The following is a 26,589-nucleotide window of genomic DNA, read 5'->3' on the forward strand; positions in this document are numbered from 1 at the left end:
GTAAGTTAAATTAGGATGCTCCGTAGATGGTTCTCTCAATGCCCATTTCCAGACCGCGCAGCTCGGCCAACCCGCGCAACCGGCCAATGGCCGAGTAACCTGGGTTGGTGACTTTGTGCAGGTCATCCAGCATCTGGTGTCCGTGGTCTGGGCGGAACGGGATAGGCTCCTGCCGGGTACGGTTGATGGCTACCAGCTCTTTCATGACGCCGTACATGTCTACGTCACCGGCCAGGTGGTCAGACTCGTAGAAATTGCCGTCCTGGTCTTTCTTCACGTTGCGCAGGTGCGCGAAGTACACGCGATCCCCTACTGATTTCAGGATCTCCACCGGGTTATTGTGCCTGCCAGCGCCCAGGGAACCCGTGCAGAAACAGATGCCGTTGGGCGCGCGGTCTACCCGGTTCAAAATGAACTCCAGGTCCTCTTTGTTCGAGGCGATGCGCGGCAAGCCCAGAATAGGATAAGGCGGATCATCGGGGTGGATGGTCATTTTGAGGCCGTTTTCCTCACAAACATCCATAATGGACTCCAGGAAATACGCCAGGTTCTCGCGCAGTCCGGCGTGGCCGATGTTCTTGTAAATGCCAATGCTCTCGGTGAGGTGCTCTAGCGAGATGTAGCCTTCCATGGGCACGCCCATCCGGATGATCTCGCTCAGTTCCTCCAGTTTTTCTTTGGAGTAAGTCGCATGTCGGTCCTTGGCTTGCTGCACCACTTCGGGTTTGTAGTCCTGCTCAGCTCCCTCGCGTTTTAAGATAAACAGGTCAAAAACGGCCAGGTCGGCCCAGTCAAAGTAGAGGGCTTTGGCACCGTTCCAGAGTTCCAGCGCAAGGTTGGTCCTGGTCCAGTCCAGCACGGGCATGAAGTTGTAGCAAATGATTTTGAGGCCGGCCGCGGCCAGGTTGCGGAGCGATTGGCGGTAATTCTCTAAATACTGCTCATAATCTCCGGTGCGGGTTTTGATGGACTCATGCACCGGCACGCTTTCCACCACAGCCCAGGTCAGGCCGCTTTCCTCAATGATGCGCTTGCGTTCATGGATTTCCTCCAGCGGCCACACCGCGCCGTGGGGCACATGGTGTAAGGCACTTACAACGCCGGTGGCGCCGGCTTGTTTCACATCCTGTAGGGTCACGGGGTCATTGGGTCCGTACCATCTCCAGCTTTGTAATAGTGACATAAAAATGATTCTTTAATTATGACGTATCCTTACCTGTACCTGGTAAGCCTATGGGGTTTAAGCAATTTCTTTTTAGCCTGGGTTTTTAGGAAAATAGCCTTAAAACCCAGGCTTTCTTTTATTTGGCTTTCACCGTAGCGGAGGTTTCATAGATCGGGTCTTTGCCTTCGTAATGGAACCAATCAAAGGTGGCTTTTCCGGTGGAAGGTTTCCCTTGGGAGGTGGCGTACATGCCCAGCGTTACGCCCACAAAACCACCGGCCGTACGCGTGCTCAGGAAAGTCGCGTCCACATTGTCTTGCAACAGTTTCCACTCCCCTTCTTTGGTGCCGTAGTAGAAAGCGTACTTACTGCCTTTGAACTCCACTTTCAGGTAGAGCGGCTTTTTCTGGTCATTTGGGTTCAAGGGAGCCTCGGCCAGCAGTGTGGTCTCTAGGGTGCCGGGCTTGGTCGCGTCCTGTGACTTGCGCAGCTGCACTACTTCTTTGCCGTTGGCGATGGTTTTGCCTACCGCGTAATAATGCGTTTCACTTTGCAATGCCACCAAGCCGGCGAACTCATTTGAGGAGGAGGGTTTGAACTCCATTTTGATGCTGGCATTGCCGTGGTTGTGCTGTTGTCTTCTGGCGATGAACGAAGGGTTATCTGCGCCGGAAACCGTCTCTGGTCTCACATCTAGCGTCAAACTCCCGGCAGGTTTGCTCAAGCTGTACCACTGCGTACCCAGTGCCCGAAGCGTCAACCAATACAAAGGCAGTTTACTCTCCTTGAAATCTTCCCGAAAGGTGAAATTTCCGTTTACCGGAAGCTTTGGTTTCTTCCCTAAAGGTAATTTTGGCCGTGGGTACGAATACTGCACCTCCTCATGGCCGGGATTGATGATAGGCCAGCCGTCTTTCCACTCCACGGGCGCCAGGAAGGTTTCGCGGCCTATGTTGTAATGATCATCCGCATCGTACGGACGGGTAGCCAGGAAAACGGACCACCACTCTCCGTTCTGTGTCTGCACCAGATCAGCGTGGCCGGTGGCCGACACAGGGTTTTTCCGGTTAGCCGGCAGGTGGCGCTGCGTCAGGATGGGGTTGTTGGGGTTGGGCACATAGTCACCGTCCACTTTCTTGCTTCTCAGGATCACCTCAGAGTGGTTCACGCTGGTTCCGCCTTCTGCCGCCATCAGGTAGTAGTAACCATCTTTTTTGTAGATATGCGGACCTTCAATCCAGACCGGTTTTTTAGAGAAATCTACGCCTCCATTTACCAGGATGATGGGCGCGCTGGTAGTTTTCAGGTTCTTATAGTCAAACTCCTGCATTCTTATGGTGCGGTGGCCATCATACTGCGGCTTGTTGTCCGGCGCATCGCTGTTGTAAATGATGTAGGCTTTGCCGTTATCGTCAAAAAATAAAGAAGGGTCAATACCCTGCACATCTTTGAGCCAAACCGGGTTTGACCAGGGACCTGCCGGGTTGGTAGCCGTTACCACAAAATTCCCGCCTGTGTCTATCAGGGTGGTGACCATGTAGTAGACGCCATTATGGTAGGAAAGCGTGGGAGCAAAGATGCCTCTGGTGATCCGGTGCTTCGTTAAGTTCAGCTGCTCGGGCCGGTCCAGGATATTCCCGATCTGGTTCCAGTTCACCAGGTCCTTGCTGTGGAAGATAGGTACCCCAGGGAAATAGGCGAATGTGGAGAGAATAAGGTAATAGTCTTCCCCTACCCGGCAGATAGCAGGGTCTGGGTAAAAGCCTGCCAGAATGGGGTTGTTAAACTTCTGATTGTCCTGCGCAAAGCTGGTCTGCTGCAAAAGGCCGAAGCAACAGGTAAGTACTAAGATTGCCTTTTTAAGAAGAAGACTTTTCCTTTTCATGTGTGTTTTTATAGAAATGAGTCAAAAATAGCCTATTGGTTTTCCTTTGCTGAAGGTACTTTACTCTCTTTGCTGATCTGATTGGAGATGTGGAAATAATCAAAATCCACGTAACCGCCTGAGGCTTTGGTGGCATAGTTGAACAGCCCGAAACGGTATCCCATAAAGTGCGGAATGGTGTAGGCCATTTTCAACTCCTGGCCTAGCTTGGTCCAGGTTTTCCCGTTGAGGCTATAATAAAAGCTGGCTACGTCACGGCGGTTGTTGAAATCACATTCTGCTTTCAGGTACACCTTTTTCCCATTCAGGGGCACCCTGGCTTCCTCCACCGGACTCCCAGACTGGGCATTCACCATCACGAGATACTTACCGCCTTTCTCAGATTTAACCCCAATCAATCCATACCGCTGCTGCAAAAGGGCAAAACCGGCGAAATCCCCATCCTTCATGCGGGAGATATCAATTGCGGTGGCGCCGCTGCTTTCCGGCCCGATGGTGCGTTGGGTCAGCGTATTACGGGCCAGCAAAAAGTCATTGCCTTCAGCACCGGTGGTCAGCCTGAGGTACCCTTTCCGCTGCGAAACCGACCAAAGCTGGTTGTCCGGGTTGTGGTTCCACTGCCAGACCAGGGGCAGGTTAGGTTCGTTTTTCCCGCGGGTGAATTCATCAGAGGCTACAATCCCGGGGATCAGGCCTTTGCTGGCCGGCAGGTTCAGTTCATCCGGCACTTTGCCATCTGTTCCTAACACCGGCCAACCGTTTTCCCACTTCACCGGCACCAGATACGGAATCCGACCTACGGCACCATAATCCCGGAACAGGTAAGCAAACCATTCGCCGGTGGGCGTGTCAATCAGGCCGCCTTGGGCTACGCCTTTGTCCTGCAGCACTACCTTCCCTTCATAAGGTCCGGTAATCTTATCTGCCCGGTGAACAATTACGGTCCGCATGCCTTCTTTGGGCCAGGCGATGTTGAACAGGTAATACTTCCCGTTTACTTTAAAAAGCTGTGATCCTTCAGCCGGCAGCCCTACGTTGGGTCCGGCCGGGGCACTCGCGTTTTCAATCAACACCCGGTCGGTTTCTTCCTTCGCACCGGACAGGTCTTCCTTTAGCTCCACCAACCTTAGTTTCCCGCCGCCATACACCAGGTAGATGCGCCCGTCATCATCAAAGAACAGGGAATGGTCATGGTAAGACGGTTTAAAGGAAGACACTTTCCAGGGTCCTTTCTCCAGGTTTTTAGTCGTGTAGATGTAGGTTTTGCCCGTGGTCTGGGCGAAGGTGGTGACGTAGTAAGTACCGTTATGGAACCGCAGGCTGCTGGCCCAGGAACCTCTGCCGTAGGTGCTTTTCCCGTTCCTCAGATTCAGTTCATCCACATTGGCTAGGGTGTCATAGGCGTAATTTACCAGTTGCCAGTTCACCAGGTCTTCTGACTTCATAATGGGCAAGCCCGGGCTCATGTGCATGGTGGTACTGCTCATGTAATAGGTACCTCCTACCCGTATCACCGCAATGTCTGGCACATCGGCGTACACAATGGGGTTGGTCGCCTTCTGGCCTTTTGAGGGCAAGGGCATGAAGAGGTAAACCAAGACAAGAGAAACTATCTGCAGGAAGTGACTTTTCATTTTTAAGATCTTTTCTTAAAAATAGGGTTAAAGGCGAATAATAATCTATCTAAAATCTTCAGGTGAAGGAAGCAGGGTAGCTTCCTCACATTCCCCCCACCTTCTGGATGACAAATACAGGCAGGTTTAGCGCACAACTTAAGGGATTGTTTTACAGCTTGATTGAAGAAAACACCACCTAAACACGTTTGAGAAACGCAATAAAAAGATTGGCTGCTCCTGTCGGGCAGCCAATCTTTTATAAGGATGTTGCAAGATTATCTATAACCTATAACCTGGGTTTTGATAATTTGCTCTTTCTTCAGCGGTCATCTGCATGGCATCCAATTGGAACTGCGGAATAGGGCGCAGATAGTGTTCTGGTAGAATTGTGCGCGTTACGGTCATAGGCGTATGATCTCCGTAGTTACTTCCGCCAATTCTGTAGGTAGAAGCAAGTTCATTCCATTTTTGCGTACGTACCAGGTCAAACCAGCGGTACCCTTCTCCATAAAACTCACGTGAACGCTCGGCCAGGATATAGTTGATATCAATGGTGGTTGGGGTGGCCGCAATCATGGCTGCGCTGTTGTCTACCACCTTGGCGGTATTGCCGTTGTTGTCCCAACGCCACTTACCGGCCCGGGCCCGAATCACATTGATCAGGTCATAGGCTGTTTTGCCTGGTTGGGTAGCAGCTCCTTTCACCGCAGCCTCCGCAGCGACAAAGTACAGTTCAGAAAACTTGGCAATGTTGAACGGTCGGGTACTGCCAGCGTTTGGTTGGCCTAAGCCAGTGCCATTATCTGTCCGGTAGGTACCTAGTTTCCATAGCTTTGGATACACGATTCGGCTTATCCCGCTGGGAGATATTACGTAATCAGATCTTCCGGGCAGTTCTCCTGCCCCAACATTGCTTTTACCTGTTCCGGAAGGGTAAGTAATTGGGGTAGCTGGTTCTTCATCCAGGAAACTCAGGACTGGATCACCTGGGCGAATTGGAAGAAGGTTAGCATTATACACCGTCTGTGGAATGTTAGCACCTCCAGCCTTAGGCCAGTTCGCACGGTACACGGTGGTAAAGGTACCGTCATACCGTGAATCCAGCGTTTTGTCTGCGAAGGTGTTTGTAATCACGTCAATAGTTGGTGCCATACGGGTCCAGGGCCGCCCTTTGTCTTGTGAGGCCTCTCTCTGCACAGAATTTATTGTCCCTGTCCCATTTGGGTTAGTGAAGCTTGTGATGTTTGGATAGTTCCAGGTCATCATCCAACCGGCAAAGTTGTCCGGCGCCCCACCACTACCAAACGTAAGGCTACCGCCATTGTAAAACTCGCTTTTCTCCGTATGATCTGCATACAGCAGAATTTCAGAGTTGCGGTCATTTGACCCCACGTTCACATCATAGAAGGTAGGTTGCAACTGGAAGGGACCCGGATTATCAATAGCTGTAACCGCTACATCATACGCCTGCTGAAAATACCACTGAGCATCTTTCCCATCTGGATCGGTCCGTTGAGTGGCAGGATAGGTTGGGATGTTGTTCGGGTTCTGGAGCCACCAGCCGTATGTCAGGTACGCTTTCGCCAAATAAAGGCGGGCCAGGGTTTTAGTTGCCCCACCGGTTACACGGCCTCTTTCAGGAAGGTCGGTGATTGCCTGCAAAAGATCTGGAAAGATAGCTTTGGTATACACCTCAGGAACCGTGTTCCGCACCGAAGTCCTTACTGGATTTGTGTTGAACTTCAGTTCTCCTGCTCCCAAATCCAAAGGCACTCCCCCAAACGTCTGCACCAATTTAAAGTAATCAAAGGCGCGGAAGAACCTGGCCTCGGCAATGAGGGCTGGGGAAATTGTTCCTACGGCGGCGGCATTTTCAATGATACCGCTGGCGGTGTTGATGTTAGGGAAGGCAGCTCCCCAGAGTACATCGGCCCGGCTGTTTGTAGCAGAAAGAACCCCTTGGTTGGAAAGGTCCATCACCCTGAAGTTCTCGTCCGCATCTCTGGCATAAGTCACTTCATCGGTACCGGTAAGGGTGGCATTGTAATAGTAGGCTTGCCCGTAGATGTAGCGTAAGTGGGCATACATAGAGGTTAACCCCCCTTGAACACCTCTCTCTGTTTGGAAGAAATCGGGGGTATATGAGCTGCGTGGCTCCTCTTCCAATATATCAGAGCACCCTACCGTAAACATGGATATTACGGCTGCCCCAACAAATGCTTTCAGATTTATATATCGTTTCATGGAATTCTTTTTAGAAAGTAACATTTAAACCAATCAGGTAACCGCGTGTGGCAGGTGAGTTAGTACCTAAGGTAAGCAAACGTCTCAGGTTGTCTGACAAAGGCACTGCCGCGTTTTCGTTACCGAAAGAGTTGGTTTCTGGGTCCATGCCTGACTCCTTTTTGTATGGGGAGAAGAACACAAATGGATTCTGAGCCGTTGCGTAAACACGCAGTCTGTCAAAACCAGCGGTCTTCAACCAGGTGTTGTTATCAAAGCTATATCCCAGAGAAATGGTGCGTATTTTCAGATAAGAGGCGTCAAAGTAACCCAGGGTACTACCATAATTTGGGTTATCGCCGCTTCTTTTTCCTGCTGGGTTCGGATACTTGGCATCGGTGTTTTCTGGGGTCCAGTAGTCAACCTTCACGTTCCCCCGGCGGCCGCTCATCATATTGAGGTAACCCGACGATCCATACAGTGTGCTATTCAAAAGACCACCGCCCTGGAAGGCACCCACAGCGCTTAGATCAAATCCTTTATAAGAAACGCGGGTGTTGAAACCGCCCTGAAAATCTGGATTCACATCCATGATCTGCCGGTCATCTGGCCCGATTCTTCTTACAGGGGTTCCATCAGGATTGTACCCACCGGTATATTTCACCTTAATGGATCCAATTATCTGTTCGTCTGTGCCTGGCTCCAATATGCTTCTATAAGGGTCATCGGCTTGCCATAGGCCAACTTTCTCGTAATCGTAAATCACATTGATAGGATGACCTACAAACCACCAGTTACCTTCATCGCGCTGTTGTCCGCCAGCAAGCGCTACCAGTTTGTTACGGTTGGCATACATATTCACACCTGCTTCCCAGGTCCAGCCGTTGAGGTTGTCCAGGATGACACCGTTCAGGGAAAGCTCCACGCCTTTGTTTTGGGTTTTACCAATGTTGGCTACGTAGCTACCCACACCTGTTGTGGAAGGCAAACCTACTCTCAACAAGATATCGTTGGTTTTAGTAACATAATACTCTACTGTACCGGAAAGGCGGTTGTTCAAAATAGCGAAGTCTAACCCGTAGTTAAAGGTTTCTGAAAACTCCCAACCTAAGTCAGAGTTAGGCAATTCTGTAACATACAAACCTGTTTGGAAGTTATCTGGACCAAAGTTATATGGCCTGCTGCTCAGACGACCAAGGGTAGCATAAGGATCAATAGACTGGTTAGAGGTTTTCCCATATCCCGCCCGAAGTTTCAACATGTTCACCAGTTTCACATTCTCCATGAACGTTTCTCTGGCAATATTCCAACCAACCGAAATAGCTGGGTAAGTATGCCATTTGCGTCCGGGAGCCAATCTGGAAGACCCGTCTGACCGAACAGTAGCCGTCAACATATAACGGTCATCATAGGAATACATCACGCGGCCCATCCAGGACATTAAACCACTTTTCCAATACTGCTGGTCACCAGGGGCAACGGTGATCTCGCCGGCTGCCAAACCTAAGTTGTAGAATTGGAAGGCGTCTGCCGGAATATCTCTTGCCGCCACGCGGGATCTGCTGAATTTGCTATCTGACGCTGAGTATAAACCCACCACGTTAATCATGTGCTTCTCAGCAAATGTGCGGTCATATGTTACCAGGTTTTCAATGGTCCAGTCAGTTGTATGGGAGTTACTAACCGATGCAGTGGAGGGAGTGGTGGCATTGGCACTCCCTATCCCCTGGGCGGTAAAGGCACCACCATTGCTCTGGCGGTAATTTACGCCAAGGTTGGCACGGTATTTCAGGCCCTCAACTCCCGGGATTTGAATTTCACCGTACATGGTATTGTACGTCCCGAACGCTCTGGTTTCACTTAACCATTTGTCACTTAAATCCTCTACAATGTCTTTTGAATATACCCATTGCTCATCCAGAGGCATCTTGACCGTTCTTTTCCAGGTGCCATCCGGGTTATATGGGTTGGCGATAGGCGACATGCTCAGGATTCCGTAAAGGCCCACGTTATTACCTTCCGTAACGTTATAGTTATTGTAGGTAGTGAACCCTAAACGAAGGTATTTACCTACCCCTTGGTCAAGGGAACCACGCACAGAGTAGCGGGTGTATTGCTGCGTTGGAATTACCCCTTTTTCATTGTAGTAACCGGCATTGAAGTTGTAGCTACCCTTCTCGGTTCCACCAGCCAGGCCTAAGTCATGGCTGTTAACCATGCCTTTTTTGTAAAGCAGGTCTTGCCAATCAGTGTTCACATCATCTGCCTCATCCACGGCATTGTTGTAGGTTCGGGCAGCCTTGCGCAGGGCCACAAACTCAGGACCGCTCATCATGGGGTATTTGGCAAAAACATCTTTCACGCCAACAAAGCTGTTGTAGCTCAGTTTCGCTTCCTGTCCTTGCTTTCCCCGGTTGGTGGTCACTAAGATAACCCCGTTGGCACCCCTTGAACCGTAAATAGCAGTTGCAGAGGCATCTTTCAGGATGTCAACACTCACAATATCATTGGGGTTAATGTCCCCTATAGAACCGGCAAAAGGAATTCCATCCAGCACCACCAAGGGGTCATTGCTGGCATTCAGTGAGCGCGCGCCCCGAACCCTGATCTGCATGGAAGCACCAGGCTGGGAAGAGGATTGGGCAAACTCCACACCGGGCAAACGGCCTTGCAAAGCCTGCGAGATGTTGGCAGAGGGCACTTCGCGCAGAGCATCTCCTTTGATGGAAGCCACTGAGCCGGTCACCGCTTCCTCTCTTTGCACACCGTATCCCACTACCACCACTTCCTCAATGGTCTGCTGGTCGGTGGGCAAGGTCACGTTGATGGAGGTTCTGTTGTTGATGGCTACTTCCTGGGTAACGTACCCAATGAAAGAGTACACCAGGGTTCCGGTCCCATTGGGCACTGTGATAGTGTAGTTCCCTTCCACATCGGTGGGAGCGGCGGTGGTGGATCCTTTCAGCAGGACTGTCACGCCCGGCAAACCTCCCCCGGCATTGTCAGTTACCCGGCCTTTTACCGTTAAGCCGCCTTGGGCGAAGGAGGGCAAACTTGCCATGAGGGCAACCACCAGCAGGAACGCCAGTTTAAGGATTTCCAATTTCCGAAGGCGCAAAATGGAAGATCTGGGGTTTTGGGTAATATTACCTTTCATACATAAGATTGTTAAGTTGAATGTGCAGTTAAGGGTAAGGGAAAGTATATGTTCAAGTAAGAATTGGGTATTCACTATGCTGCAAGGCGGGCCAGGGATTACCTGGTACCAACCTTCTCTTTCCGGGCCTGAGCACATTCACTTGGATTTTTAGGCTTTCCTGTTGGCTTAAGCCATGTTTTACTGCTTACTGCTGTCACCTTTGGGGATCTGAAATCCCCATCCTCTCCTATGCTCTTCACAAACTTGAATATTATTTTCTAAGATTGCAACCGATTTCATAATTTTTTTCAAAATTCCTTTCATGATTTAGCCCTTGATTTTCAAAATATGGAAACAAAAGACTTATTGTTTCTTTTTTACCCGTGCCATTCAACCTTCAGAATAGTTTACAGCCGCATTTTTCTTCTTCATAAGCCAACTTTCCACCCTTACCTACCTCGCAATAGAGGTTTTAAAGCTACTTTTCAGGCTATGGCCTAAAAGAGGCAACCCCGATTCAGGCTTAAATCCCTATATTAAAATCTGATACTTTTAAATAATTGAAACCGATTTCATATATTTGTTATCGAACGAAGAGAATAACATGGAGAAGGAAATCACCATTTATGATATAGCGCGGGAATTAGACCTTTCTCCCACCACGGTAAGCAGGGCTTTGAATGACCATCCGGCGGTCAATCATAAGACCAAGCAGCGCATCTCAGAGGCGGCCACCCAGATGGGCTATCGTTCAAATATGTTCGCCAGCAACCTCCGGAAGCAGCGCACCAACACCATCGGCTTAATTGTCCCTAGACTGGATAGTCCTTTTCACTCTTCGGTGATTGCGGGAATGGAGAAAGTGGCCAACGAGGAAGGTTACAACCTCATTATCAGCCAGTCACTGGAGACCATGCAGAAAGAGAAGGCCAACGCCAATGCCATGTTCAACAGCCGCGTTGACGGACTACTGGTGTCCCTGTCTTTTGAGACCGAGAACCTAGACCATTTTGAGAGCTTTATCTCCAAAGGTATTCCGGTGATCTTCTATGACCGCGTGGCCGACCATAAAGACTGCACCAGCATTGTGATAGACAACCTGCAGGCGGCCTACAAAGCCACCTCACACCTCATTGAACAGGGCTGCACCAACATAGTGCATATCACGGGTAACCTCAAACGGAACGTTTACGCAGACCGCCTCAAAGGCTACAAATACGCGTTGGTGGACCATGACCTGCCTTTTACAGACAGCAACGTGATCATCAGCCAAATGACGGAAGAAGCAGGGAAAGAAGCGGCCCAGCAGATCCTCCGCATGGACCCGCTGCCTGATGGCATCTTCGTCTCCAATGATCTCTGTGCAGTGAGCTGCATCAAAGCCCTGAAAAAAGCCGGGGTTTCTATCCCCAAGGACATTGCGGTGATCGGGTTTAACAATGACGCCATCTCGCGGGTGATTGAGCCCAACCTGACCACCGTCAATTACCCAAGCCAGGAAATGGGCGAAACGGCCTTGAAGGTGCTGCTGGTACAGATGAACGGCACCGGCGAGCGGATTCCCGGCAACACCATCCACCTGCGGTCTGAACTGATCATCAGAGAGTCTTCCCTGAGGAGCAAAGCCAGTACCAAGAAAAAAGCGGTCATCTTGTAAGCATCCGGCGCCACCTCCTTCAAAACAGTGGTTTGCAAAGGAACGGCTCCGGATTTTTTTCATTAGATAATGATCTTACAAGCTGTTTTAAGCTTGATTTGCTTAAAACAGCCCAGAAACACCCCCTAAGCCAACCTAACAAACGCCCCCTTTGCCTATGAACCTAAGCAAAAAGTTTTTCAGTCTCGCCCTGCTGGTGGTCCTCTTTCTTTGCCAACTTTCCTCCCGGGCCGAGGATGGTTACCGCCTATGGCAACGCTATGACCTGGTGCAGAACAAAGGCCTCCTGAAACAATACCGCAAAAGCTTAGGCGAAGTGGTGGTACAGGGCTCTTCTCCTACCCTGACGGTGGTAAAAAACGAACTGGAGATGGGTTTAAGCGGACTTATGGGTTCAAAGGTGACCGTCTCTGACCAGGCCTCTAAAAAAGGTGGATTGGTAGTCGGCACGCCCGCCACCTCTTCCCTCATCAAAGAACTGGGACTGGACCAAAGATTGACGGAAGTGGGCCAGGAAGGTTTTCTGCTGCTTTCGCAAAAACACCAAGGAAAAGATTATACCGTCATCGCGGCCAACTCTGAGAAAGGGGTTCTTTACGGCACGTTCCATCTGCTGCGCCTGCTGCAGACCCAACAGCGCCTTGAGGCCCTTAACGTGAGCAGCAGCCCCAAAACCAAACTCCGCATCCTCAACCACTGGGACAACCTGGACCGCACCGTGGAGCGCGGCTACGCTGGATTCTCTATCTGGGACTGGCACAAACTCCCCGACTATATTGACCAGCGCTACATTGACTATGCCCGCGCCAACGCCTCCATCGGGATCAACGGTACCGTGCTCACCAACGTGAACGCCAATTCGCTAGTGCTCACGCCGGAGTACCTGGTTAAGGTAAAAGCGCTCGCCGATACTTTCCGGCCATACGGCATCAAAGTGTATCTGACCGCCCGCTTCAGCTCGCCCATTGAAATAGGAAAGCTCAAAACTGCCGATCCGCTGGACCCGGCGGTGAGAGCCTGGTGGAAAAGCAAGGTGGACGAGATCTATACCTACATCCCAGATTTCGGGGGATTCACCGTCAAGGCCAACTCTGAAGGACAGCCCGGCCCGCAGAACTACAAGCGCTCCCACGCCGACGGGGCCAACATGCTGGCCGAGGTACTCGCGCCCAAGGGTGGCATTGTTATGTGGCGCGCTTTTGTGTATGATAACAACGTACCCGATGACCGCCACAAACAGGCCTACACCGAGTTCAAGCCGCTGGACGGCACTTTCCAGGGCAACGTGCTGGTGCAGGTGAAGAACGGTGCCATTGATTTTCAGCCGCGTGAGCCGTTTCACCCGTTGTTCGGGGCCATGCCCAAAACGCCGCTCATGATGGAATTCCAGATCACACAGGAATACCTGGGCCAGGGCACGCACCTGGCCTACCTGGCGCCTATGTTCAAGGAAACCCTTGCCGCTGACACCTACGCCAAAGGCAAAGGCTCCACGGTGGGCAAGATAGTGGACGGCTCACTGGACAACCACCCCATCTCGGGCATGGCGGGGGTCTCCAACATTGGGAACGACAGAAACTGGACGAGCCATCCTTTTGGGCAAGCCAACTGGTACGCCTTCGGCCGCCTGGCCTGGGACCATGAACTGACCTCTGACGGCATCGCCGAGGAATGGATCAAGATGACTTTCTCCAACGCCCCGGCCCAAATTACCCCTATCAAGCAGATGATGATGGGTTCGCGCGAGGCGGTGGTGAACTACATGACGCCCATGGGCCTGCACCACCTCATGGGCTGGAGCCACCACTACGGACCCGGTCCCTGGATTAAAGACAAACCCCGCGCCGACTGGACATCGGTGTACTACCACCGCGCCGATGAGAAAGGCATTGGCTTTGACCGCACCAAAACCGGCAGCAACGCTTTGTCACAGTACGCCCCTGAGGTACAGGCCCAGTGGGGAAATCCCGCTAACTGCCCAGAGGAAGTGTTGCTGTGGTTCCACCACGTAGCCTGGGACGCGAAAACCAAATCAGGCCGGACGCTGTGGGACGAGTTATGCTACCGTTACTCTGGTGGTGTGGACTCGGTAAGAGCCATGCAGAAAACCTGGAATTCGCTGGCCGGACAAGTAGACAAGGAAAGATACGAGCAGGTGAAACAGTACCTGGCCATCCAGGAGAAGGACGCCCGCTGGTGGCGCGATGCCTGCCTTTTGTACTTCCAAACGTTCTCCAAAAGGCCTATTCCGCAGGAGCTTGAGAAACCACAGGGTACTTTAGAGGAATTTATGAAAATAGAGCCCAAATTCGCCCCGGGCATCTGATAAAGAACTTAACACAAGAAAACATGTACCACCACAACACCCCCCCAACCAAAACAGCCATTGTCACGGGCGGCGGCTCAGGCATTGGCCTGGCTATTGTAGAGAAATTCATCCAGGAGAACATCAAGACCATTGTCATTGGCCGCGATGAGCAGAAACTGGCCAGCGCCAGAGAGGCCTTCGGGGAACTGTGCGTGACCATTTCCCATGACCTGAGCGACCTGGCCGGCATCCCGGCGCTGGTGGAGCAGATCAGCCGGGAGCACGGCAGAATTGACATCCTGGTGAACAACGCGGGCATTAACCTGAAGAAGAATTTTGAGGAGGTGACCGATGAGGAGTTCCAGCGCATTCTGCTCACGAACGTGACGGCGGTGTTTGCCCTGAGCCGCGAGGTGGTGAAAACCATGTTGCCGCTGGGCGCCGGTGCCATCGTGAACATCAGCTCCATGGCCTCGCAGTACGGCCTGCCCAAAGTGATTGCCTACACCGCCTCTAAATCAGCGATTGAGGGCATGACGCGGGCCATGGCTACGGAATTGTCACCTAACGGCATCCGGGTGAACTGCGTTGCCCCCGGGTTCATTGCCACCGCCATGTCGGCTAAAGCCCTGAACAACGACCCTGAGCGCAAGAACAAGGTCATGGGCCGCACCCCCATGGGCAAACTGGGCACTCCCGCCGATGTAGCCGATGCCGTGTACTTCCTCTCTTCCGAGGGCGCCAAATACGTGACCGGCACCGTGCTTCCGGTGGATGGCGGCAATTCCATCGGGTTCTAAACCATAATTTCTTTAAAGCGATACCTTTTCCTCGTTTCAGGCCTGATTTCCCAAAATCGGCCTTAAAACGGGAAATATTCCTTTCCTTTTAAAGAATCTCACCTAATAATTTGCTTATGCCAACGTTGGCATTTATTATTACAGAATATCTAAGCTGATTGAATACTAAGTCCATGAGAAAGAACAGAATCATGTTTGCGGCCGGCGTCGCCTTTGCAGCCTTGGGCTGTGTGGCCGGCACGGTTAACCAGGGTGAGCCTTCACTCAAAGAAGTGTTCAAGGATGACTTCTACGTGGGCGCGGCCCTGAACTACCAGCAGGCCAGCGGCAAAGACCCTAAAGCCGAGGCCATCATCGCGAAGCACTTCAGCACCATCACCCCCGAGAACCTGCTCAAGTGGGGAAGCGTGCATCCGCAACCAGATAAGTACAACTTCAAACCCGCCGATGATTACGTGGCACTGGGCAAGAAGCACAAGCAGTTTATCGTGGGCCATACCCTTACCTGGCACCAGCAGACCCCAAACTGGGTGTTTGAAGCGGAGCCCGGCAAGCCCGCCACCAAAGAGCAGCTCCTGAAGCGCCAAACTGAGCATATCATGACCGTGGCCGGCCGTTACAAAGGTCAGATCAACGGCTGGGACGTGGTGAACGAGGCACTTAACGATGACGGCACCATGCGGCAAAGCAAGTGGTACCAGATCGCTGGGGAGGATTTCCTCTCTAACGCGTACGCCACCGCCCAGAAAGCCGATCCCAAAGCCGAACTGTACTACAATGACTACAACCTCTGGAAGCCTGCCAAAGCCGATGGCGCCGTGAAACTGGTGAAAAGCCTGCAGGCGAAAGGCCTGAAAGTAACCGGTATTGGCATGCAGGGTCACTACGGCCTGGAGCATCCATCTATCCAGCAGATTGAGGAAAGCATCATCAAGTTCTCCAAAGTAGGCAAAGTGATGTTCACCGAGCTAGACATAGACGTGCTCCCCAACCCATCTAACCGCCAGGGTGCTGATATTGATGCCACCTTTGAGTTTGATCAGAAATACAACATTTACACCAAGGGCCTGCCTGAGGAGGTACAGCAGAAACTGGCCAAACGCTACGCCGAGCTCTTCGCCCTCTTCCACAAGCACCGCGACAAAATCACCCGCGTCACCTTCTGGGGCGTCACCGATACGGATTCCTGGCTTAACGATTGGCCCATCAAAGGCCGCACCAGCTACCCGCTCATCTTCGACCGCAACTACCAGCCCAAGCCAGCCTTCCAAGCCATTGTCAACACAGTGAAGAAATCGTAAGGGAAAACCCAGGCAAGCATTTTAGCTTTATATATGAAACCCCTCTGTTTAGGGACTGTTTTAAGAGTAACAGCCCCTAAACAGAGGGGTTTTCTTTTGGTAGAGGCAATGTGGGTAGCGAGCTACATAACCTAAATATGCGTCTCTTCAACTCAAAGAGGGGTGTTTACATCTGCTGGTTCACGTTTGACTAAGAATGCTTTGGTTCATCTCTGAGAGGTTACTTCTTTGAAAGTACCTATGGAATGCGTGCTCACCTGTGTAAACACCCCTCTTCGCTCCCCTCAAGGGGAGAATCCGCGGTGATTAGGCGCAGGTGGCATTATTAAAATGTATCTTTCATGTCCTGAGGTGAAATGGCAGCTACAAGGCTCCTACTTGCGCCTCTTCCAATTGAATCAAGTCCCGCAGTAATTTCAGAGACATTTCACCCGGTTTTCTGTCTCCTACTGGTTTGCCGTCTACGGCCACAATGGGCAGGATGCGTTTAGTGGTGCTGGTCATGAACGCCTCTTTGGCTTGGGCGATATCCTCCAGCGTCACTGTGCCTTCCTCTACCTTGTATTTCCTAGTGGCGAGTTCCAGCACGTTTTTGCGGGTGATGCCTTTGAGAATTTCTTTAGTTGGGGTTACGAGGGTATTGTCTGCCCGAACGATGAAGAAGTTGCTGCGCGGGAATTCTGATACTACGCCGTTCTGGTGATAGAGCACGTCATCGGCGCCCTGGGCTTTTACTTTCTGGATGAGCCTGATGCCCATGGTGTAGTTGATGGTTTTGGCTTCGGCCAGTTCCCGCACGTATTCGTGGGTGATGATCTTGATGCCGGCGGCCTGTTGCGCTTCTGAGGGCAAGGTGAGCGGCTGCTCAATCATGATCAGATTGGGCGGGCCGGGGTTATAGCCGTTCTCTGAGTAACCGCCGGTCAGGATCATTTTCACGCCCGAGTCTCCCAGGCCGTTCATCTGGATCAGGCGGGTAATGGCGGCTTTCAAGTCCCCGGCGGAAAGCGGCACTTCCAAATTCATGAGCTGGGCAGAGTTGAAGAAGCGGTCCAGGTAATCGTCAAGGAAAAGCGGGTGGCCGTTCTGGGTTTTGAAGAAGTCGAAAATGCCGTAGCCGCGCTGGATGGCCAGGTCGCTTACGTGCAGATAGGTACTCTCCAGCGGCAGAAATTCCTCGTTTAGGTAGGCGTACAATCTATGGTCTGATGACATGGTGTTTCTTTAGGATATCAAGGGTTTTATCTAGCGGCAAGGCCTCTACTTTGGTTTTGTCTTTGCCTAGGGTGGTCTCGGCTTTGAAAAGGGAGTTGAGGATGGCTTCCTCGGTGGCTTCAATGGTGGCCATGAACAGTGGCGACATCTCATCGTTGCGCAGCAGGGCCGTGGTTTGAGTTTTCTCTTTCGCCTCATGCGGGATGCGCAAGGCTGGGTTCGCCGAAAAGGCCACCACGTAATCGCCGCTGCCGTTGGAGGCGATGCCGCCGGTTTTGCCCAGGCCCAACATGGCGCGTTTGGCCATCCGCTCCAGGTTCCGGGAATCTACGGGCGCATCGGTGGCCACGATGATCATGCAGGAACCATCGGCCTTCTCCAGAATCTGCTGCCGGAAAGAGAACTTCTCCAGTTCCTCGCCCACCGGGGCCCCGGCCACCTGCAGCACACCCCCGAAATTGGTTTGCACCAGCACGCCCACGGTGTAACCGCCCAAACTGGCCGGCAGCTTGCGGGAGGAAGTCCCGATGCCGCCTTTGAACCCGAAGCAAATGGTGCCGGTGCCCGCGCCTACGTTCCCCTCCTCCACCGCGTTGGGTCTGGCTTTCTGGATGGCTTCCAGCACGTGCTTCTCAGTGACATGCCGCCCCCGGATGTCGTTAAGCCCGCCGTCGTTCGTCTCGCCCACCACCGCGTTCACCGATTGCACCTTCTCGTTGCCCGGCTGTTGCAGCGTGTGCATAATCATGGCATTTATAGCCGTAGCCACACTCAGAGTATTGGTCAAAATAATGGGTGTTTCCAGGTTGCCCAATTCCAACACCTGCGTGGTGCCCGCCAGCTTCCCGAAGCCGTTGCCCACGAACACCGCCGCCGGCACTTTCTCCTGGAACAGGTTGCCGGTGTGCGGCAGAATGGCGGTGACACCCGTCCGGATGTCGTTGCCCTTGCTCAGGGTCACCTGCCCCACCTGTACGCCGGCCACATCGGTAATGGCGTTCTCTTTTCCGGTGGGCAGTACCCCGATTTTGATCCCGTATTCCCGGATCCGTTTGCGTTTCTGGGCCCAGGTTGAACTCGTGATTACCATCATCAGAAGCAATAACAGAACAGGTTTCATTTATAGAAGAGAGTTGCCGGGGTAAATCTATCGGTTCTGATGGAATAATACCTTCCTCTGCTTCAAAACAATCCCTGTTTAGGGTCCGATTTCCGGAAAAAGGCCCGAAAGAAGCTTTTCATTTTCCCGCCAGATGAAGTATCTTTCTACAAAATCCAAACGAATGAACAGACGAAATTTCTTAAGAACCGGTTCTTTGGCCGGGATCACCTTATCGGCCTTCGGGCTGGGCGCCTGCGCGGCTACGCCAACGGCCACTGCCGCTCCTGAAACTTCCACCAAAGAAAACAAAGGCGAAACCACCTCCGCGACCACCGCAACCACTGATCCTACTGATTTCCAACTGAACGAGGTCACCGTCCAGGAGCTGCAGCGCAAGATGCAATCCGGCGAACTGACCTCCAAAGCCATTACCCAGTTGTACCTGGACCGCATTCAGGCCGTGGACAAGAGCGGACCTAAAATCAACTCGGTCATAGAGGTGAACCCAGACGCCATCCAGATTGCCGAAGCCATGGACCAGGAGCGGAAGGCAGGCAAAGTACGCGGACCGCTGCACGGCATTCCGGTGATGGTGAAAGACAACGTGGATACCCATGATAAAATGTCTACCTCGGCCGGCGCCCTGGCCCTTGCCGATAACAAAGCCAACAAAGACGCTTTCATTGTGAGACAGTTGCGGGCAGCGGGCGCAGTGATCATCGGGAAAACAAACCTGAGCGAATGGGCCAACTTCCGCTCTACCAACTCTTCCAGCGGCTGGAGCGGGCGCGGCGGTCAAACCAAAAACGCATATGTCTTGGATCGCACGCCCTGTGGTTCCAGCTCCGGCTCTGGCGTGGCCGTGTCGGCTAACCTGTGCGCCGTAGCCGTAGGCACCGAGACCAATGGATCAATTGTTTGTCCGGCAGCCGTGAGCGGCGTGGTAGGCTTTAAACCCACTGTTGGCTTGGTGAGCCGCTCGGGGATTATCCCCATTTCGCACACCCAAGACACCGCCGGCCCTATTGCCAGAACCGTAACCGATGCCGCTATCCTTATGGGCGTACTGGCCGGAGTTGACCCCAACGATGCGGTCACCAAGGAAAGCACCGGTAAAGCGCACACAGATTACACCCAATTCCTGGACGCGAACGCCCTGCAAGGAAAGCGCATCGGGGTGGAGAAATCTTTCCTGGAAGGCCACGTGGCCATTGATGCGTTGCTGCGCCAGGCCCTAGAACAACTCAAAAGCAAAGGCGCTACCATTGTGGAAGTGGAAGCCATGAAAAGCATCAGAGATGTCTCCAGAGACAGCTTTAAGGTTCTGCAATACGAGTTCAAAGACGGCGTGAACAAGTACCTGGCCACCGCCAATGCTCCGGTGAAAACCCTCAAAGACGTGATTGAATACAACAAGCGGAACGAGAAAACCTCTATGCCGTTCTTCAAGCAGGAGATCCTGGAGATGTCTGACAAACTGGGCGACCTGAACACGAAGGAGTACAAAGACGCCGTGAAGAAACAGGTTAGCGGCTCCCGGGCAGCTATTGACAAGCTTATGAAAGACAACCAGCTGGATGCCATTGCCGGTCCTACCTACGGCCCTGGCTGGTGCATTGACCTGGTGAACGGTGATTCTTTCACCGGTTACGGCATGTCTACCCCGGCGGCAATCTCTGGGTACCCGCACGTGACGGTGCCATTAGGCCAGGTACAGGGTCTGCCGGTGGGTATTTCCTTCTTCGCGGGTGCCTATTCAGAGCCTAAACTATTCGGGATTGCCTATGCCTACGAGCAAATCTCCAAGCACCGGACCGCACCTAAATTCCTGAAGACCACTAATCCGTCGTAAGGCGTTTCAGGGTTGACCTAATTTAGCGCTTGATTTAGCGCAGGTTAGTTTAAGGCTTGTTTTTAAAAAACTGGTCTTAAACCAATCTGCGCTTTTTTCTTGAAAACCGACCAGGTACTTTTCCCTAACTAAATATCGCTACCCTCCTGTATACCTCATCCATTTGTCATCTTGGAAAGATCTTGTGAGCGTACTAATAAGGCTTATAGTAAGCATAATTACCGTTCGCCCACAAGATCCTTTCAGGATGACAGTGGAGGGTGGGTCAGGATGACAGTGGAGGGTAATTCAGATTGGTAGTGTAGGGTGGATCAGAATGGTAAGGGAGGTTGGTCAGGATGGTAATGGAGATTTGGTGAGGATGAAAACAAAGGGTTAATAAGGTTTCCCAGGAAAGGCAGTTCTATTAAGATGACTTTTGTAAAAAAAAACAAAACGGGCCTGAACATCATGTTCAAGCCCGTTTGCATTTGACGCTAAAACTAAACTTATCTTAAGAGGCACAAGACCTAATCTGATTGAATCTATTTTGAAGCTCTTTTAAAAAAATCAGCACCAAAACAAGTCAGAAGCATTATGCCCTGGTAACTGCGGCTCTGGGAGCTACCTGGCTACCTTTTGATTTCTTCTTCAGTTTATTCCACCAGATAAGCGTGCCGGTGATAGGCAAACTGGTAGCGATAAGGCAGACGATGAAATAGATGATCTTGGAGAATGTCCCGAAGATCTCGCCCACGTGCAGGCCCTTTACAGAGGCGGCTATTTTCTCGTTGAACTTCTTGTCTGCAAACTTCTCCACTTTCAGGGCCTGGCCGGTGTACTGGTCCAGCTGCACTTTATCAGAAGCCGAGAGGGTGAAGAAGCCGCTTTTGGATTTGTTCACTACCACAGCACCGGTAGAATCAGCAGGCAAAGAGATGCGGCAATTCCCCTCGTAAGGCAGAATGCCGTTGGTGATATTCAAAATATCTGAAATAGAGGGTTGCTGGGCGGTCTTACTGGCCAGTTCTGAGGTCATGGGTTTTTCTGTGCGCTGCTTAAAGATCTGGTCACCAATGACGGCGCTGGCGCCTTCACGATACCAGTCAAAAGACCAGCAAAGGCCGGTGAGGGCCATGATGAGCAAGAAGAACGAGGAATAGAATCCCAGCGAGTTGTGCAGGTCATGGTTGATGCGTTTCCAGTTGCCGCTGGTTTTGATCTTTAGACCCTGTTTCCAGTTCTTCAGTTTCTTAGGGAACCAGATCACCAGACCCGTCAGGATGATGAACACGAAGATGATGGTAGAGGCGCCTACTACTATTTTACCGGGGTTGAGCGCACCAGGCTCACCTTTCACCAGGAGGGAACGGTGAATGGCTTCGGCGGTTTCAAAGAACTCATGGGCCGGTCCATCGGTGGTGCCTTTCACCTCGCCGGTGTACTGATCCACGAGGTACGTTTTACCACGGCCTCCGCCGCCACCTGGTCCGCCGGGACCACCCTTGCCGCCTTTTTTGCCTTCGCCGGCACCAAGACCGGCTGCCATTGCTGGCTTAGTACCTTCGGCTTTGGCCTTCTCCCCTTCCTGTTTGCCGCCTTTGTCCTCTTCCTCTTTTTTAAGGGTAAAACGGTACGGCTTGGCTGGGTCCTGCGGAATCTGAAGGGCGGTCACTTTGCCTTTCTGGGCCTGCTGCAGTTTAATGATCAATTCATCCGGAGATAGAGCCACGGCATTGGCCGGTACCTGCACGCTGAATTTGCCGGGCTCTAGAGCTTCCTCAATCTCGGTGTGGAACGTGAAGATGGTACCGGTAAGACACACCAGAAACAGTACCAGCCCGCTGGCCAGCCCTAACCAAAGGTGAATGTCATTGAACAATTTGCGCCAGGTGAACCCTTTTTTCATGGATGCTTCTACTTTATGAATGTACTTGATTTCCGCTTTGGGGCTGTTTTTCAGGAATCGGGCTTTAAACCGGTACCTTGTTGAAAGGCTGGGAGGTATGAGAATCCTTGTCCTTTACACGATGGCAAACTAACCATCTATTTAGATTAATTCCAAACTGAATGAAAAAGAATCGGCACCAAATATTAGATTATCTAGATGGGATTAAAAAATGGTCTCCAGCGATGCTGGCGTCGTTGTTTGAAAGGCGCAATCGGCACGTGGAATTATATTCAATTTTTCCTATTTAAACTCATGGCTACGCCCACTTTCTTTAAGGAAAGAACTCAAGGGAAGGGGCATTTTGAGGAATTGGCAATCTGGTCCGATCCTCCAAACCAAAGGCCTCCATCTCCTCTGGAGAAACCCTAAAAAGGTTGCGACCGCGGGCTCCTTGCCTCTTTTATATCATGCAAGCTCTCCGTAACTTACTGCGCATTTCTACCCTTCTATGCTTAAAAGACTATTGTACACAGGGGCCTTGTTGGCCAGCACAGTAAGTGCGGCACAAGCCCAAAACGCACCCTCCTGGCTGCGTTACTCGTCTATCTCACCAGACGGCCAAACCATTGTCTTCACCTACAAAGGTGATTTGTACCGGGTACCGGCCAGCGGCGGTACCGCCCTGCCCCTCACCGTGCACGAGGCCCACGATTTCATGCCGGTTTGGAGCAAAGACGGCAAAACCATTGTGTTCGCCTCGGACCGCTACGGCAACTTTGACCTGTTCCAGATGCCGGCCACCGGCGGTGAGGCCAAGCGCATGACGTTCCACTCGGCCAATGAGTATCCGTATGAGTTCAGCCCCGATGGCAAGACCGTTTACTTCGGGTCTACCCGTATGGACATGGCCAGCAACCGCCAGTTCCCCACGTTTGCCTCCCCTGAGCTTTACAAAGTGGCGTTGGGCGGCGGCCGCGTGCAGCAGGTAATGACCACCCCCGCCGAGGAAGTGAAACTGAGCAAGGATGGCCTGACCATGCTGTACCAGGATAAAAAAGGCGGTGAGAACCAATGGCGCAAGCACCACGTCTCTTCGGTGGCCCGTGACTTGTGGAGCTTTGATACCAAAACCGGCAAGCACACCAAACTCACCACCTTCGCCGGCGAAGACCGCACCCCGGTGTTCACTGACAATGACAAAACCATCTATTACCTGAGCGAGGAAAGCGGCACCTTCAACGTGCACCGCATGGCCGCCGACAAGCCCGGCACCTCTACCAAGGTAACCAACTTCACCAAACATCCGGTACGCTTCCTCACGGCCTCTAACAACGGTCTGCTGTGCTTCGGGTTTGACGGAGACCTGTACACCATGCAGGGCAACGGCACGCCGCAGAAAGTGAACGTGACCATCGCCACGGATGTGAAATCCAACAACGAGCGCATTGTACCGGTAGCGGGCAACGGTGTGCAGGATCTGGCGGTATCGCCTAACGGCAAGGAAGTGGCCTTCATCTACCGCGGCGAGGTATTCGTATCGGCGGTGGAAGGATCTGCCACCAAGCGCATCACCAACACCCCGGAGCAGGAGCGCCACGTGAGCTTTTCGCCCGATGGAAAGACCCTGATCTACGCCACTGAACGCGGCAAAGGCTGGAAGATCTTCCAAACCCAGATCACCCGCAAGGAGGAGCCTTATTTCTACGCCTCTACCCTGCTGGACGAGACCCCGGTCATCAACAACGACAAGGAAAACTACGAGCCCCAGTTCTCGCCAGACGGCAAAGAGATTGCATTTGTGGAAGACCGCATGACCCTGAAGGTCTACAACATCAAATCCAAACAGGTACGAACGCTGCTCACCACCAACGAGCTGTTCTCCATGCGCGACAACGACCAGTACTTCACCTGGAGCCCCGACAGCAAGTGGATCGCGTTTGATTTCTCCGAGCCTGGTTTCGCCAATGGCGAGGTAGGCCTGATCTCGGCCGACGGTAAAAGCAAAAAGATCAACCTCACTGAGAGCGGCTACCAGGATGATTCTCCGCAATGGATGGCCGGCGGCAACATGCTTATCTGGAACAGCACCCGCGAGGGAATGCGCGCCCAAGCCAACAGCGGCGGTGCCCAGTCAGATATCTTCGCGATGTTCATGACCCAGGCGGCTTATGATAAATTCCGGTTGAGCAAAGAAGATTACGCTTTGGTGAAGGAAGCCGATGAAAAAGCTGCCAAGGAGAAGGAAAAAGACAAAAAGAAGAAAAAGGACGAGGAACTGACCATTGACTGGGAAGGCCTGAAAACCCGCAAAGCCCGCCTGACCCTGCATTCATCGCAACTAGGCGACGCCCTGGTGTCTAAAGACGGCGAGACGCTGTACTACCTGGCCCGTTTTGAGAGAGGCTACAACCTCTGGAGCACGAACCTGCGCACGAAGGAAACCAAAATGGCCGTGACCCTGAACGCGAACCGCGCCACCATGGATTGGGACAAAGATTTCAAAAACCTGTTCCTCCTGGCCGACGGACGTGTGATCAAGCTGGACCCTGCCGCGAACAAACAGGAGAACGTAGCCATCAGCGGCGATATGAACCTGAACGTAGCCGCCGAGCGCGCCTTCATGTTTGAGCACGTGTGGCGCCGCACGCAGAAGACCTTCTACACCGCCGGTTTCCACGGCGCCAACTGGAATGCACTGAAAGGCGATTACGAGAAATACCTGCCGCACATCAGCAACAACTACGAGTTCTCTGAGATGCTGAGCGAGCTGCTGGGTGAACTGAACGTTTCCCACTCGGGCTCCAGCTTCTCCAACGTGCCCGTGAACGCCGATGCCACCGCTTCCCTGGGTATTTTCTATGACCCAAGCTTCACCGGAGACGGTATTAAGATTGACGAGGTAATCCTGGAAGGACCGCTCCAGCGTGCTGGTTTTGATGTGAAGCCCGGCATGGTGATCGAGAAAATCGATGGCGAAACCGTAACCGCAGACCGCGACTACGCCCAGTTCCTGAACCGCAAAGCGGGCAAGAACACGTTGATCAGCATCTATGACCCAAGCTCCAAGAAGCGCCGCGATATCACCGTGAAGCCAATCTCCCAAGGTGAGGAAAGCAGCCTGCTCTATAAGCGTTGGGTGCGTCGCAACGCCGAGGAAGTGGATCGTTTGAGCAACGGCCAACTGGGTTACGTGCACATCCCGGGCATGAACGACCCAAGCTACCGTACCGTGTACGAGGAAGTGATGGGCAAATACGCCAACCGCAAAGGCATGGTGGTAGACACCCGCAACAACGGCGGAGGTGACTTGGTAGCCGACCTGGCCATGTTCCTGAGCGGCAAGATGTTCCTGAACTACACCACAGACAACCGCTCTACCGGCATTGAGCCATCGTTCCGCTGGAACAAACCCAGCATCGCGCTGGCCAACGAAGCCAACTACTCAGACGGTCACTGCTTCGCCTTCAGCTACCAGGACCTGAAACTGGGTAAACTAGTGGGCATGCCGGTACCGGGTACTTGTACCTTCGCAGGCTGGGAATCTCTCCAGGACAACAGCGTACGCTGGGGCGTGCCGCCGCTGGGCGTGAAAGACGTGCAGGGCCGCTACCTGGAGAACCTGCAGACCGAGCCAGATGTGAAAGTGATGAATGAGTTTGAACAGGTGAGCAAAGGCAAAGACCAGCAGTTGGAAGTAGCCGTACAGGAACTCCTGAAAGAAGTGAAATAACCAGCTTAACTACTACAAGAAAGCCCCAGCCCCACCGCTGGGGCTTTCTTTTTGCGTATTATTGAACCATGAATGACAAAGACATAAGCAAATTCCTGAGTCTGGTGCTTCGGCATGAGCCACAAAGGATAGGGATTACCCTGGACCAAAATGGCTGGGCGAATGTAGACGAGTTGGTGACTAAACTGCAGCACAAACGAATGAGCGTTGACCTGGAGAGGCTAAAACGGGTGGTGGAAACCAACAACAAACAACGGTTTTCCTTTAACCCAGACCAGACCAAAATCAGAGCCAACCAGGGACATTCTGTGCAGGTAGATGTAGGCCTGCCCCCCACTACTCCGCCTGAGATGCTGTACCACGGTACTTCCGTTACTACCGCAGAGATTATCCTAAAAGAAGGCATCAGGAAGCAATCCCGTTTACATGTACACCTGTCCTCTGATATTGCCACCGCTTTGCAGGTGGGTAGTCGGCACGGCAAGCCTTATGTTTTCACCGTACTCAGCGGCGAGATGCACCGCAGTGGAATTCCCTTTTACCTATCCGAAAACAAGGTATGGCTCACAGACTATGTAGCTCCTGCGTATCTATCAGAATATAAATTATCCTAACTGGTAAAGGACAAGACAATACCCAAGGCACATCCACAGTTTAATTTCAGAGGCACTTACAGCCAGACATTTACGGGTGTGCTTTCCGGAATCTTCCGTACAGCTACAAATT

Annotated in this window: 15 protein-coding genes; 7 read left to right on the forward strand and 8 right to left on the reverse strand. The window is 52.3% G+C overall.

Features of this window, described 5'->3' with window-relative positions; genetic code table 11:
• Window positions 1-10: 10 nt before the first annotated feature.
• The 5 genes from uxuA to J3P34_RS14600 all read right to left on the reverse strand — a co-directional run bounded on the left by uxuA (window position 11) and on the right by J3P34_RS14600 (window position 10,046).
• Window positions 11-1,183 (reverse strand): mannonate dehydratase, encoded by a 1,173-nt coding sequence (gene uxuA, locus J3P34_RS14580; RefSeq protein WP_210489374.1) that lies wholly within the window; start codon window positions 1,181-1,183, stop codon window positions 11-13.
• A gap of 118 nt (window positions 1,184-1,301) precedes the next feature.
• Complete coding sequence (locus J3P34_RS14585) at window positions 1,302-2,987, reverse strand: glycoside hydrolase family 43 protein (RefSeq protein WP_246853714.1); 1,686 nt, start codon at window positions 2,985-2,987, stop codon at window positions 1,302-1,304.
• 95 nt (window positions 2,988-3,082) lie between these two features.
• Entirely contained in the window at window positions 3,083-4,684 is a 1,602-nt protein-coding gene (locus tag J3P34_RS14590) for a glycoside hydrolase family 43 protein (protein ID WP_210489376.1), read from the reverse strand.
• A gap of 261 nt (window positions 4,685-4,945) precedes the next feature.
• Window positions 4,946-6,934: a RagB/SusD family nutrient uptake outer membrane protein gene (locus tag J3P34_RS14595; RefSeq protein ID WP_345890367.1), complete on the reverse strand. Its 1,989-nt coding sequence runs from the start codon at window positions 6,932-6,934 to the stop codon at window positions 4,946-4,948.
• On the reverse strand, window positions 6,921-10,046 hold the full coding sequence (locus J3P34_RS14600) for a SusC/RagA family TonB-linked outer membrane protein (protein ID WP_210489378.1): 3,126 nt from the start codon (window positions 10,044-10,046) through the stop codon (window positions 6,921-6,923). The genes J3P34_RS14595 and J3P34_RS14600 overlap by 14 nt, the downstream gene beginning before the upstream one ends.
• Window positions 10,047-10,632: 586 nt before the next feature.
• Between J3P34_RS14600 and J3P34_RS14605 the strand changes: the two genes are divergently transcribed.
• The 4 genes from J3P34_RS14605 (at window position 10,633) to J3P34_RS14620 (ending at window position 16,094) form a co-directional block, all read left to right on the forward strand.
• The gene (locus J3P34_RS14605; RefSeq protein ID WP_210489379.1) at window positions 10,633-11,685 is read left to right on the forward strand and encodes a LacI family DNA-binding transcriptional regulator; all 1,053 of its coding nucleotides are present in this window, start codon (window positions 10,633-10,635) and stop codon (window positions 11,683-11,685) included.
• A 157-nt stretch (window positions 11,686-11,842) separates the two neighbouring features.
• A complete protein-coding gene (locus J3P34_RS14610) occupies window positions 11,843-14,011 on the forward strand; it encodes an alpha-glucuronidase family glycosyl hydrolase (protein ID WP_210489380.1) in 2,169 nt (722 codons plus the stop codon).
• A 23-nt stretch (window positions 14,012-14,034) separates the two neighbouring features.
• Entirely contained in the window at window positions 14,035-14,793 is a 759-nt protein-coding gene (locus J3P34_RS14615; RefSeq protein ID WP_210489381.1) for an SDR family NAD(P)-dependent oxidoreductase, read from the forward strand.
• A 173-nt stretch (window positions 14,794-14,966) separates the two neighbouring features.
• Window positions 14,967-16,094, forward strand: coding sequence for an endo-1,4-beta-xylanase (locus J3P34_RS14620; protein ID WP_210489382.1), 1,128 nt, complete (start codon window positions 14,967-14,969; stop codon window positions 16,092-16,094).
• Window positions 16,095-16,457: 363 nt separating this feature from the next.
• On the opposite strand, the gene J3P34_RS14625 is transcribed toward J3P34_RS14620, so the two are convergent.
• Window positions 16,458-17,309 carry an aminotransferase class IV gene (locus tag J3P34_RS14625; protein ID WP_210489383.1) on the reverse strand — a complete coding sequence of 284 codons (852 nt, stop codon included), beginning with the start codon at window positions 17,307-17,309 and terminating at the stop codon, window positions 16,458-16,460.
• The gene (locus tag J3P34_RS14630; protein WP_345890368.1) at window positions 17,293-18,402 is read right to left on the reverse strand and encodes a DmpA family aminopeptidase; all 1,110 of its coding nucleotides are present in this window, start codon (window positions 18,400-18,402) and stop codon (window positions 17,293-17,295) included. The genes J3P34_RS14625 and J3P34_RS14630 overlap by 17 nt, the downstream gene beginning before the upstream one ends.
• Window positions 18,403-18,592: 190 nt before the next feature.
• Here J3P34_RS14630 and J3P34_RS14635 point away from each other — a divergent pair, with 190 nt between their 5' ends.
• Window positions 18,593-20,263: an amidase gene (locus J3P34_RS14635; protein ID WP_210489385.1), complete on the forward strand. Its 1,671-nt coding sequence runs from the start codon at window positions 18,593-18,595 to the stop codon at window positions 20,261-20,263.
• 574 nt (window positions 20,264-20,837) lie between these two features.
• On the opposite strand, the gene J3P34_RS14640 is transcribed toward J3P34_RS14635, so the two are convergent.
• Window positions 20,838-22,151: a PepSY-associated TM helix domain-containing protein gene (locus J3P34_RS14640; protein WP_210489386.1), complete on the reverse strand. Its 1,314-nt coding sequence runs from the start codon at window positions 22,149-22,151 to the stop codon at window positions 20,838-20,840.
• Between the two features lie 490 nt (window positions 22,152-22,641).
• Here J3P34_RS14640 and J3P34_RS14645 point away from each other — a divergent pair, with 490 nt between their 5' ends.
• Together J3P34_RS14645 and J3P34_RS14650 are read left to right on the forward strand one after the other, a co-directional pair.
• The gene (locus J3P34_RS14645) at window positions 22,642-25,863 is read left to right on the forward strand and encodes a S41 family peptidase (RefSeq protein ID WP_210489388.1); all 3,222 of its coding nucleotides are present in this window, start codon (window positions 22,642-22,644) and stop codon (window positions 25,861-25,863) included.
• 68 nt (window positions 25,864-25,931) lie between these two features.
• Window positions 25,932-26,477, forward strand: coding sequence for an RNA 2'-phosphotransferase (locus J3P34_RS14650; protein ID WP_210489389.1), 546 nt, complete (start codon window positions 25,932-25,934; stop codon window positions 26,475-26,477).
• Window positions 26,478-26,589: the final 112 nt, after the last annotated feature.

The organism is Rufibacter aurantiacus (assembly GCF_017916345.1).
GTDB lineage: Bacteria > Bacteroidota > Bacteroidia > Cytophagales > Hymenobacteraceae > Nibribacter > Nibribacter roseolus.